The sequence below is a fragment of the Apibacter sp. B3935 genome (assembly GCF_009827705.1).
Lineage (GTDB): Bacteria > Bacteroidota > Bacteroidia > Flavobacteriales > Weeksellaceae > Apibacter.
Window position 1 is genome coordinate 400,905 of sequence record NZ_WINL01000001.1, and the last position, 14,119, is coordinate 415,023.

The following is a 14,119-nucleotide window of genomic DNA, read 5'->3' on the forward strand; positions in this document are numbered from 1 at the left end:
CAATATATACATTGTATTCGGTAAAGTTATAGTTTTATTATACAAAATTTGTACTGGAAATACATTTATAAAAAATATGTTAAACATTACAATAAGTTTACATTTTTATATGTCACATAATTTTATCTATATTTAATTTTTTTATAATTTATAATCTATAAAAAAAGCCCTTTTAAAAAAAGGGCTTTTTTGTGAGATTAAATCAATTATTCTACTGTAAATTTAAGTTTATATGCTTCTTTACTGTTATGTAAAATCAGATAATATACTCCACTCTGAATTGGACTTATATTAATTAGTTTCTTAAAGTTATCAGTTACTTTTATTTTTTCTTCACTATAAATTTTTCGTCCGCTTAAATCATATATTGACAAATTGAAATTTCCTTCTTTACTTTTCATCAACAAGGTAAAAATTCCTTTGTTAGGAACCGGTACTAATTTTAACGTTTTAGTATCAGTTATTTCAATTTCATCAATGGATAAAGAATTATCTACTTTTACTTTTATTGATGTTGACTTGTTGCAGAATGTTGGTGTTTGATATTCCAACGTAATAGTTTGATCTCCTTTTTCCTTCCATTTTACTGATAGTACGTTTTTATTTTCATTAACAATCTCACCTCCGGTAACTGTCCATTTATATGAATTCATGTCTGAAGCGGCTACATAGTTTTCAACCGCATTAACTGTTGAGGTTTCAGAACCGGAAATTTCTGATTCAAAGTATTGGATTTCACCTAATTGTATAGAAGCTATACCGTTTCCTTGCAATCCGCTAATTTTTTTATGGAGATAATTCAAATTAACGCCTAAACTTATATCACCGTTATTTTTTAGACTTTCCAAATTCGAAATTTCAAACTCTCTGTCAGATATTGAATTTATTTTTAAATCTTTACCTGATATTTTTATCCCTGCTGATACAATCACTAAAGCATCAACATTTAAATCCGATTTCACTATATCTTCTGTAAAATTTAATTTGATATGTTCTATCTCAGTACATGAATCCGATCTTTTAGTAATTTGCAAGAAATTAGCTGATAATTCTTTTCCGTCAATGTAAGTATCTAATACTACAGGACTACTAGCATTTCCATATGAGTCGTAAACTATCGCTTTGAATTTATTTTTGCCTTTAAAGTTACCTACGGGTATCTCTATCAATCCTTTATTATCTTGAACTATTTCTTTAATTATTGTTTCATCGGATATAGTACCCATATATATAATAACTTTTCTATGATCTTCAACGGTTTCCATCTGCAACATAACATCATCTCCGGAAGTAATATTATCTATTGATGATATACCTCTATCGGGTGTTAAGTGCATATTAATTACTGACAGAGGTTTTTCGAAACGAACCGTCCAATTTTTATTTACAGAACCGGTACCATAATTTCCAAATTCATCTATAAATCCTTCTTGATTTACTAGTAGCTTATAAGATCCTTCTGACTGAGTATAATTACCTAATCCTGAAATTAAATAATGTATTTCATCTTGTTTAGTTACCGTAATTAAAGCTTTTTGATTTTCTGAACCTTTAATTAACTGAACCCATTCAGGCAAAAATTCAGAAGTGATCGGTTTGTTAAGGGTTATAAGAACATCCGTTACATTTTGCGCATGTACAGCACCTTGATATTGAAGCTCAAATTGATCAACTTCCGGAAGATTTTTATCTACTTTCCATGAGAATTTTTGTACTATCAAACCTTTTGATCCATCTTCTGCTACCATTTCCGGTAAATTTACCTCTAATTCATAATTACCGTTTTCGACATTATATTCATTCAAACCGCTTATATTATATTTTATACCTCCTGCTACATTAGTTATGGTAATGTTTTCCATAGATTTTCCATTTAAAGAAATTTTTTCTTTATTAAATTGCGTCGAAGCTATTTTTTTATTGAAAATGATTTCTATACTGTTTAAAGGTTGTGAATTAAGTTGATCTGAGGTAAACTGCATAATTCCCAATTCTCCGATGACCTGAGTCCAAGAAACTGATTTTCCTTCTGTTCCTTCATTTCCTTTAAGATCTTTAATTCCGGCACATTGAACCGTTAATTCATAATATCCTGAAGAACGAGTTAATGCTTTTAAATCCACAACAAATACAGAATCATTTGTTATACCTATTTTAACATTATCTTGTGATAATTTAATTTCTGCTCCTTGATGTATTAGACGTAGATTCTGATAAGTAAATGTTTGTTTCTGTATAGGTTTGTTAAAATGTACTTCCACATACTCAACGGGTTGTGTAGTGGTTTGCTCAGGAATATTCGCAAAGGACACTACTTTCGGAACATTCGTGTCTATGGGCGTATAATATAGTGTATAGGTAGTAGTTCCCTCTACTTTATCTACGAAATGAAGCTTATTTTCATATTTAGGATCTTTTCCGTCTCTTAAGGTAACAAAAGTTTGCCAGAAATTTTCAATAGGTAATTCTAAATTATCTGAATTACGAATAACTTTAATCAACTTATACAAATCTTTACCCGGATCGGTAATATTTCCATAATTCCAACCTATGAAAGAAGGTGTAATGCTTAACTGTGTAGTAACTTGCGATGGTGATATTTCGTTAGTTACTTTAGCGACAGAAACTTGAGATACTTCCTCACTTTCACCGTTAGAATAATAAATCATATCCGGCGTATCATTTAAATCTGGAATATCATTTACCAAGAAATCAGAAATATCATCTTGACCTTTGCCGTATGCTTTTACGCTTTTAATTAATTCATGTATATGATATTCCTTGATCAAACTTAAATCTTTATTTCCATAACTATTTAAATGTTTTACCTTAATATCATATTTTACAAAATGTCCTAATAAAGTGCTGGTAAACCACCATTGACCAACCATAACTTTTTGCGGTGCAATAGAACCGAAATCGATATTTAACAATCCTAATTGCTTCGGTTGATTGTTCATTCTATTACCAATCATTTCAAAATCAATCAATAAACCTTTTCTATTTTCGATTATTTCCGGTTGCATGGATTGCACTTGAACATTTTTTGCGGTTCCATTCCCTTCATTTTTAATTAATAAAGACATTTCTGCCGGCACCATTGGCTCTACTTTTTCCGTTAATGGATCGTCTCCGATAATATCTCGTTGCATAAAATAATGCAATACTAAGTCGGGACTTGGATTTACCTCTAAGGTTACCGGAAATAATTTTGCTGATACTTTTTCTCCGGTCTCCGGATCCAAATAAGATAAGGTACCACCAAACGAATAAGATTTTGAAACGGTAGGTGCTGCTTCTTTGGTCGGAATATAGATAACTGTTCCTATACCATTTGAATTAGCTCCTACTATTCCGGATCCGTTTAAAAATTCGTCCTTATTAATTTGGAATAAATGAGTTACATCTTTGTTATTTTCATCGGTGATAACTAAATTTAAATTGATACCTTTTATTTCTCTAGAAGAGCTGTTATTTATTTCTAAAGTACCTTCAAATGCTTCTCGGGTCATGGTCATTTTTTGTGAAAAACGAACAGTGATTGTTGCGCATACTGATGAATTATTAGATTCTTGTAATTCATTATTTAATTCTTCAAAAAAATCTAAGTCATCTTGAAGCATTTTTTCTGCTGAATCATAACCTCTGTTGTTTACATATTTATTAAAATTTTCTATTTCATGTTTATATTGAACTAAACTGTCTTTACTTATTATATTTGAATACTCTTTATTTGGAGATAAAATTCCTATATTCCAAGCATCTATAGAAGAATTCCATCTATCACAAAATTTATCTATATAAATATCTGTAAAATATGTATTAATTAGATTTGATTTAATTCTTGCAATATCATTAATACTAAATTTCTTATCATTATCAATAAAATTAGCTACTTCTAATAATAATTGATTAAAATCATAATTCTCTCGCCAATTTTCTTCATTAAATATTTCTTTTATTCTTTTATCCTGAGCTTTATTTGCTTTATCGAAAGCTTCAAAATCTTCATAAAAAAATGTCAATTTTTCTAAATCATAGGAATAATTATAGGTTTTATTTTTATTTAATAATTCATAAATGCATGCTTTTAATGTCGATAATATTCCAACTGCACAACTTATCTTACCTGAAGTTACGCATCCACCTATAGCAGCAGCTAAATCTATTAAATCACTTGAAGTTGCAATTGATACTGCGCAACCTATCGGAACATATCTTCCTATAGTACATGAAAAATATGTGTTCAATATCCCTATTAAACATGTATAATTACATAAATCAGGTAGATTACTAATATAATTAGGTAATGAAGATGGAACAGTTACATCAATTCCTGGTCGAATAGGAAAAACAGGAGTACTTTTGAAATCACAATCTCCAAATACTCTAAAACTTCCTGAAGCAACTATATCAAATAAACTTGGACCACATGGGAAAAGAGCCATTATATCAAAAATAGCAAAACACGGAAGAAAAGAAAATTTAGATTCCGGAATTTTTTCAATTAAAACCGGAATAATTACTGAACTTTTAGCTTGTATAATATCTAATCTATCTACAAGCGGTGTTAACTTATACCCATTAATTTGACTAATTGATATTTTAGCATCTAAAGCATTGATTAATCCATGATTTGTAACAGTTACGTAACTCATCATACTTTGACCATTTTCCAATTTTATTAAAGATTGATCAATATCAACAACTAGAACGGGTTTTGGAACATTGGTTTCAAAAGTAACATCTAAATCCATCTCGTATTGATCTTCTATTTCCGTAGGTTTTACATTCCATTGATACGATACGGCTTGATAAGATAAAAACACCGATTTTCTATTCGTTTTTCCGGGATCTATCTCAAAGTTATTTTGATATGAATCATGTTTATATGCTGTAACTGTAATTGAATACCAGCCTTCCGGTATATTTTCAGCAGAAAATATTCCGGTACTATCGGTAATTCCTTGTGCAACAATTACTCCGGTATACGGATGACGAAGTATTACTTTTGCTCCTTGTACATGCGGTGCTTTTTCTGTATTGTACGTATACTCATCAACAACATCTATTTGCAAAGATCCTTTATCTTCTGAAACAGTTTCAATTTTAAAAGGTATGTTCTTACCCGAGCCATTAGAAAGGTTTAGGGCGATTGATCCTGTCAACGGAACATTAATTTGTTGCTTATCTGTTGGTTTTAACTCTAATACTATTTTTAATGTATCTGAAACTCCTAATTTATCTATTTTATCCGGGGATTTTAATTTCAGCCATTCTAATTTAGGAAGATCTATTTTTAAATTTTTTGCTTCGGTTGAACCAACATTTATAACTTTAACCTCATATAATCTTGATTTACCCTTAACCATACTCGTATTGATATTTATAGGATCAACTAATAGCTTAGCTTTTTCTGCATGACAATAATACCAAGCAGTAAAAAGAGTTTTAGCACCTTCATCTGAAATAAAGTCCGCTCTTATTTCATAATATTTTCTTATAGACGATGCTGCATTAGGAATTAGGGTGTATTTTAAAACACCCTCTTCACCGGCATTTAAATTTAGTGTTTGAGTTTCAAGTTTAAAATCCGCATCAGCAGGTAATTTCACCTGTATATTAGTAAGTGTTGTTCGAGTATTATTTTTCAATTTAAATTCTCCTTCCAATCTTTGTCCTTCGGTGACCTCCCATTTCAAATAGTCCGACGGTTTATTAACCCACTCTACTCCTAACAAATTAAATTCATCTTGTGGCTTTACTTTCATTCCCGGATAGCCGGCGGCTATTTCATAAAATCCATTTTCTCCTTGAAGAGGAACAAAATCATAGGCAAAATTTCCAGTGGCATTGGTTATTATAGTAAACGATCTTACAAAACCTCCGTTATTTATGCTTATTTCAACAGGCTTATTATCGGCTAAACTTCCATTTATATATTTTGCCGAACCTTTCATTGTTATAATTTCTCCGGGTTTATAAATTTTTTTATCTACCTGTATATCTGCCGTGTAAGAAGATTTTAGCTCTATTTCTTTATAGGATTCATTGTTAGTATACGTTAATTCTTCTATATTCTTATCCGAGTTAAGAACTACCACTAAGTTAAATGAACCTGCCCGATACGGTAATTGAATTGTATGTTTAAAATCTATACTTTTACCGGGTTTAATCTCATCTGCAATTATCGTTTCATCAAAAGGTTTTACGTCTTTTACATTTGAACTCTTCGATAAATAATATTCTATTTTCATTCCTTTAGGGATAGAAGCAAATCCCTGATTTTTAATTTCTGTTATAATCTCTGTAACTTGCCCTCCCTCTACTGTTTCCGGGGCAATAATTGAGTTTATAATTGCATCGGGCTTATTTTGATCTGTAACGAGTATCCAACCGAATCCGGAATTGTAATCCTGTGCTTCTGCTTGAATCCTAATAGTTTGATCTCCTTTAATCGATGGGTCTATTAAAGAATTAATTGTTACTTCAACAGACTGTTTTCCTGAAGGTATTTCAACCGCTGGAGGAATTTCCAAAATTGTTGGCGAATCAGATGAAAGTTTTACTAAAAGAGATTTAATAAGATCTTCATTTCTAAACGTATTTCGAGATATAATAATTTTTGCCGCTTTTTTAATTCCTGCTTTTACTGTAGACGGATTTACTTTAACTAGTAAGGATAAGCCATCATTATCTAAAATTGTTATTTTACTTTTATATTCTGTCCCCGCTATTCCACTAGATGAACCACTACATCCACAACCTGGAAAATATAGGGATGCAATAACTGTAACTACCCTTGTACTATCTACAATAGAATTATCAACTACTCCTATAGAAAATTTTTTTTGAGTTTGCCCGGGTGTAAAAACTATTTTTGAAGGAATTAGTAAAGCATCCGCAATATCCGTTTTTAACAGAAGTGTTACATTACTTTCCGTATTATCTAATCTTCGTATTATCGCTGTTGTTGCATTATTTCCGTCTCCTTCAGAAATTGTAGATGGTGATATGATAAATTCAAAGGTTGGAATGTTAGCTTTATTTAATTTTATATCAATACTCTCCTGTTTATAGCCGACAGCTCGCGCGGTAATTTTAGCTGAAAGTTCGGCTTCTGGAACTTTGGTTTCAATTGCTTCAACTTCAAATGTAACTTCTTTTATCCCTGCTTTTACAAGCAGTTCATTGGGGATTTTTAATCTTTTACTGTAATCTGTTTCTAAATTAATTTTAATATCAGTAGAAGGAACTTGCATGAAATGCAAGGTAATTTTACTTTTATCTCCCGGATTTAGATTATTAGAAGAAGCGGTTATATTAAATGATGGTATTTCATCATCTATAATTGTTATATCAAAAAAAGTCTCTTTATAATCATTCCCTGAAAATGTAATCCTTACTGTTCTATCACCGTCAATCTTCGAATTATCAATTGGTTTCGCATAGATAACTGCTGTAGATGCCCCATTTTTAATTGTTACGGATTGTGGAAGTAAAAACTGATTTTCTATAGAGCTTTGAATAGTAAAAGTTTGATCTTTTGATATATCTCCGCTTCGGCTTAACAATATTTTAATTTTATCTTCAGAATTTTCAATAATTTTATTTTTATCAGTTTCAATAAATAATACTTTATTTAAAAATATAGAATTAGCAGAAAGTGCTTTATTGTTTTCTTTATCTGAATCAGGTTCTTTTACAGATGATTCAGCTATAATATTTACTTCTAATTTACAATTTCCATCAAAACCGATAATTTTAGGTAATTTGAATTCTCCTTGCCTTATAATATTATCATTTTGATTTAAATCATTTTTATAAAAAATTGAACCTAATAAATATTTTTGATCGGTTATCTCCGAAACAAGATACACTTGTTCTGTCCAACCTCCTACAGCAATTTTTTTTCCTATATTTCTAACTTTCCACGAAGCTGTAAGTGTTTTATCGGGTACAGCTTCTGACCCTAAAGTTGTAACTTCAGAAACTTCTAAATCGGGAGAAAAATCTTTTTTAATTAGCAATTTTCCTCCTTGATGGTTAGAACCTACATTCTGCATTTTAGTTGAGCTAACTATAACATTTTTTATTAAAATATCAAAAGATTGCCCGTCTTTATAGGTAATTGGTATTTCAATAGGAATTTCAATAAGAGTACCTCTATTTCCTTTAAAGGCTTTATTAGTATAGGAAAATACCATGAAATGATAATTTCCATCTTTATCCAAATTAGTAAACAGTACATGATCTTCTTCTTTACGATCTTGATTCAAAATACTTTCTTTATCATATACGATTAAACCTTTCGGAACTACTAATGTAAATTCTACACCAATGATAGAATCACTATTAGTTAAATCAATATTTATTTTCGTTTTCTCACCTATACTTGCTGATATGCTCGGAATTTGTAAACTATTCTGAGCTGATAACATAGTTATGCAAAATGTAAAAACGATTTTAAATAGCGTTTTTAGTTTCATAATCATAATTTTTATTAATCGGTTACTAAGATTTTTCTTTTATATGTTCTCTTATAATTTCTAAATTTTTGTTCTAATAAATAGATATATATACCCGGCGTTAAGTTGCCTTTATATAAAGTATACTCACAATTTCCTTGATTTACCGGTAAATTTTTTACAACCTTTACTACCCTTCCTCGAAGATCATATAAAGTTAATTGAACATCTATTGCTTTATCCGGAAGATAATATTTTATAAAAGTTTTCTCTGAAAAAGGATTAGGAGAATTAGTTACTTTATTCGATAAATCATTAGCTTCATTAGTATCCTCAATATTTAATAATTTATCATTAATTTGGAACACAATTTCTTCGGCCTTTTCATTGGACAGTAGTCCAGATACTATTTTACTACCTAAAGGAATTTGAGCTATGGGATGTTTTCCAACTTTTAATCCATCTTTATTGCTAAAGCCTAGTATACTAATTAGTTCTTGATTTTTAGAAACATGTAAAGTAAAATCTTGTGGATTTAGTAAGGATATTATATTTTCATTTAATCCACCTTTTAATCGTATATCAAAAGCTGAAACCGTTTGATCTAAATTTTCCAAATATAAAATGTTGTTTTCAATACTTAAATTATTAGTCAAGGTCCGAGAAGTTACTTCATTCTGAACTTGAGGATTTTTCTCTAAATTATTGTCCTGAATTTGTTTTACTAATAATAATACATCCAGTAAATTTATTTCAGAATCCTTATTTATATCAGAAGCTGAATAATTAAAATATTTAGGAGAAATAGATTGCAAATAATTTAAAATTGTTTGTATGTCAAGAACATTAACTACTCCATCCATATTTGAATCTCCATCTTTAAAAGTCAATGAATAGATGAGATTACTATATTTTGTAGTGCCTGTTATCTGTTTTAAAATTATCTCTTCTTTATTTGGAATATTCCATCGTTGTATTAAATCTACTAATTTTATACCTTTCTCTGGTATAGTAATATTCTTACTGAAATCACCAATAGTGATCGAATAACTTTGACTAATAAATTTTTGTGATTTATGATCGTATCGATTTATGCTTGTATCTTTTATCACAGTTTGATCAGATAATGGTAAATTCCCCAAATCAATATTTTGATGATCCAAAATTACTGTTACATTTGATGGAATTATTTTTTCAATACCACTTATACAGTTGGAAGAAAGATTTATCGATTTAAGTTTAGGTAAATCTGCTATTTCTTTCGGAATTATTCCGTTTAAATTGTTGTCTGAAAGATTTATTTCAATGATATGTCCTCCATTATGAATTATCCCTTTCCAAGATTTTATATGTAAATTATTTGTAGAAATATCCCATTTTTCTTTCCATTGCTTTCCATTTGTTGTTTGATATAGCTTCACCAATGCACGATATTCTTCTTCAAAGATCAGTTGATGAATACCTTTATATCGTTTATGTGAGCCTGATGCAGAACCGTCTGATTGCCAAATGGCAATGGACGCCTTATCGGGTATTTCTGATATATTTATATTTGAGAAAACTACCAAACTATCTTTAGCTGTGCTTTTGGATATATTTAAATTATTAGCCTGTAGATAAAATGTATTTTTAGCTTTGAAATCAGAATTTTTAGTATCGTATAAATTAATTTTATCTAATTTAACTATAATTTTATCATCTTTTAATTCTAAATATTCATCTTTGCTGCTCTCTTGATTTCTTATATCTGCATTGTTAAAAGTTAAGGATTGATCAATACTAGTAAAAGAGTTATTCGATAAATCAAGCTCATTTAATTCTTTTAATTCATTTAGCACTAAAGATGGAACAGTCCCGGAGAAGTTATTATTTGATAAAATCAATTTTTTTAGTTCTTTAGATTCCGACAATGAGGCGGGTATGTTTCCGGATATTTTATTACTTAAAACATTTAAAATCTTTAATTTTTTTAAATTACCTAAAGATATGGGTAATTCTCCTTCAATTTCATTAGAGTTTAAATTTAGAACCTCAAGATATTTCAATCCTGAAATTTCCTCAGGAATAGTTCCCTTCAATAAATTATTCGGTAAAGAAATGGATATTATATGTCCGTCTTTAATTCCTACACCATACCAATTTTCTAAATGAAGATTATTTTTCGACACATCCCATTTATTTTTCCATAAAACTCCTAAGGTAGAAGAATGAAACTTTTTTAAAATTTCAAATTCAGTAGCTTCCACCTGTCTTCCGAAAGATAATTTGTCATAATATATGTTTGTGCCTTGTGCATATCCTTCCGTTTGTTCAATTCTTACCTTATCTCCATTTTTTACTCCCCACGAAGCTATGTCCTTAAAATATAACATTCCGTTTATAGAATAAGTTGAACCCTTTCTATCATCATTTATATATATATTAAAAATATATTTTCCATTAAGGTTTGAAGATCCATTGCTTATGGAGAAAACGCAAATTTGCGGAAGTTTGATAATCAATTCATCTGTGCCTGTTTCTAATTCTGAAATTTTAATAGTTTGATTTTTAAAATTTATTTTTGAAATTTCAAAATGATCTTGAATCATTGATTTTGGTATGTCTTGTATTTGATTTCCTTCAACTTCTAAGGTTGTCAAATTAGACAAATTTCCTATGGTGGAAATTAATTGGGATACATTGGAAAAACTTATATTAAGATATTTTAAATTTTTTAATTCGGATATTACATTCCAATCGGTTCCCCGGAAATCTCTATATATATAATATCTATATGATGATAAGTTTAAAATTTTTAAATACTCTAAATTTTTTATACTTTCCGGTAATTTGCCTTTTACATTATTAAAAAAAAAGAAGCTTAACTCAGTTATATGACCATTCTCTACCGTTACCCCATCCCATTTTATCTCATGTAAATTATTCTCTGCTATATTCCATTTTTTCCATTGGTATCCATCCCAATTGGAACCGTTCAATTGGTTATAAATATCTACCAAGGCCTGGTATTCTTTTTCCGGTACTTTCGGTAATTCTAAATCTATTTGGGTGAAGCGTAGATAATTACCTCCCATGTAAGTATTATTATGATAATAAATATCTTGGTACAAATAAAGGTCGTCTCCTTTTTTAATTGTTGATAATAAATTCTTAGGAATCGTAACTACTCCTTTTTGCGATATTGGTAAATTTTCGCTTACACTTTCTCCTCTTAAATAGAGTATCATGGTAGGTTTTTGACTGAAATCGTTTTTGGTTCTGTTATATAAAAATAGTTGGGGTAAGCTTATTTCTATATCTTCTCCTTTATATGTGATTAGAGGTAAAGTAATGGTTTGATTTCTTAAATTATAATCCGTTATGCTATAAGGTAAAAAACCCTCTATGGTTGAAATTTGATTACTATAAAATTCTACTGTCTTTAAGCTTTTGATCTCTTCCAGTTCTTTGGGTACTTTTTTGAAATTATTATATGAAAGATCTAAATATTCCAACTTACATTTAGAGATTGATGGGGGTAATTCTTGTATTTGATTTTTATAGCATTTTAATTCAATTAAATTTTCCATATTTCCTATGGTGGAATTTAATTGGGATACATTGGAAAAACTTATATTAAGATATTTTAATTTTTTTAATTCTCCCCAACTTTCAGGTATTGGACCTTCTATTTTGCATCCTGTTAAGTCTAAGCTATCTAAATTTTTTAATCCGGATATTACATTCCAATCGGTTCCCCGAAAATCTTTTTCTAAATGATAACTATATGATGATAAGTCTAAAATTTTTAAATACTCTAAATTTTTTATACTTTCCGGTAATTTGCCTTTTATATTATAAAAAAAATATAAGCTTAACTCAGTTATATGACCATTCTCTACTGTTACTCCATCCCATTTTATCTCATGTAAATTATTCTCTGCTATATTCCATTTTTTCCATTGGTATCCACCCCAATTGGAACCGTTCAATTGGTTATAAATATCTACTAAGGCTTGATACTCTTTTTCTGGTACTTTCGGTAATTCTAAATTTAATTGGGAAAACCATAGATCATTGCCTCCCATATAGGTATTTTTTTGTGTATACGTTTCTTGATATAAATATAGATCATCTCCTTTTTTAATAATAGTGGATAATAAATTCTTAGGAATCGTAACTACTCCTTTTTCTGATATCGGCAGGTATTCTCCTATTTGACTACTTCTTGAATAAATACGAAGTAATGGTTTTTGACTGAAGTCGTTTTTTAATCTATTATATAAAAATATTTGGGGTAAGCTTATTTCTACATCTTCCCCTTTATATGTTAATAAGGGTAAGGTAACGGTTTGATTTGTTAAATCATAGTACTCTAAGCTGTCTGGTAAAAAGCCCTCTACTTCTGAGATACTATTGTTAGATAATAGTACTGTCTTTAAACTTTTTATTTTTTCCAGTTCTTTGGGTACTTTTTTTAATTGATTAGATGCAAGATCTAGATATTCCAACTTAGTTTTAGAAATTGATGGGGGTAATTCTTGTATTTGATTTCCATAACATTCTAATTTAATTAAATTTTCCATATTTCCTATGGTGGAATTTAATTGGGATACATTAGAATTAATTATATTAAGATATTTTAAATTTTTTAATTCTCCCCAACTTTCAGGTATTGGACCTTCTATTTTGCATCCTTTTAAGTCTAAGCTATCTAAATTTTTTAATCCGGATATTACATTCCAATCGGTTCCCCAAAAATCTTTTTCATCATTATGTAATGATAAATCTAAAAAACTTAAATATTCCAAGTTTTTTATACTTACCGGCAGCTTACCTTTTACATTATTAAAATACTCTAAACTAAGTTTGGTAACATGTCCATTCTCTACCGTTACTCCACTCCATGGTATCTCATGTAAATTATTCTCTGTAATGTTCCATCTTTTCCAATTTTCAAATCCATCCCAATTGGAGCCATTCAATTGATTATAGATATCTATCAAAGCCTGGTATTCTTTTTCCGGTATTTGATTGCTAGTAGAGGTATAATCTAAAGTTTGTGATATACTATTGTTTTGAAAAATTAGAAAACAAATAATAAAGTGTAAAAAGTGTTTCATAAATTAATTATTCTATAAAATTAAATTTCACAAATAATTAAAGCATTTAAATATATAAAATAAAAAATAAATTATATTTATATACAATAATTACTATATAATTTATACAAATATACAATAATTATTAATTTATATTTATTTTATTTAAATTTAATTTTAAATATTATAAATAATTTGTTATAACACTAAAAACAAACAATAATAAAATATATTTTTATATAGTATTTATGTAAATTTTGTGAAAGTTATATTATATAAAACAAGTAAAATAGTTTAACTAATTAATAAATATAGATATCTATTAAAAAAATTAACATAAATACATGAAATGAAAGTGAAGAATTATTTAATATGGAAAAAATTATATATCTTATTATAATATATTACTAAATTTTAAAAACTAGATTAGATTTTTAAATTTTATTCTATCTTAGTTGGGTGAACATTGAGAATATTGGATAGTATATAAATAATTTTTTTAATAATATATTAAACAATCAAAAAATCTATAAATTTTTGATACCAATTAAATAAACTACTCAAAGGTAA

At 28.6% G+C, this 14,119-nt stretch carries 2 protein-coding genes; both read right to left on the bottom strand.

What is annotated here, in order from left to right; translation table 11 throughout:
* Window positions 1-206: 206 nt before the first annotated feature.
* Window positions 207-8,489, bottom strand: coding sequence for a CARDB domain-containing protein (locus GFV00_RS01710; protein ID WP_160556555.1), 8,283 nt, complete (start codon window positions 8,487-8,489; stop codon window positions 207-209).
* Window positions 8,490-8,503: 14 nt separating this feature from the next.
* Window positions 8,504-13,570 carry a dockerin type I domain-containing protein gene (locus GFV00_RS01715; RefSeq protein WP_160556554.1) on the bottom strand — a complete coding sequence of 1,689 codons (5,067 nt, stop codon included), beginning with the start codon at window positions 13,568-13,570 and terminating at the stop codon, window positions 8,504-8,506.
* Window positions 13,571-14,119 lie beyond the last annotated feature (549 nt).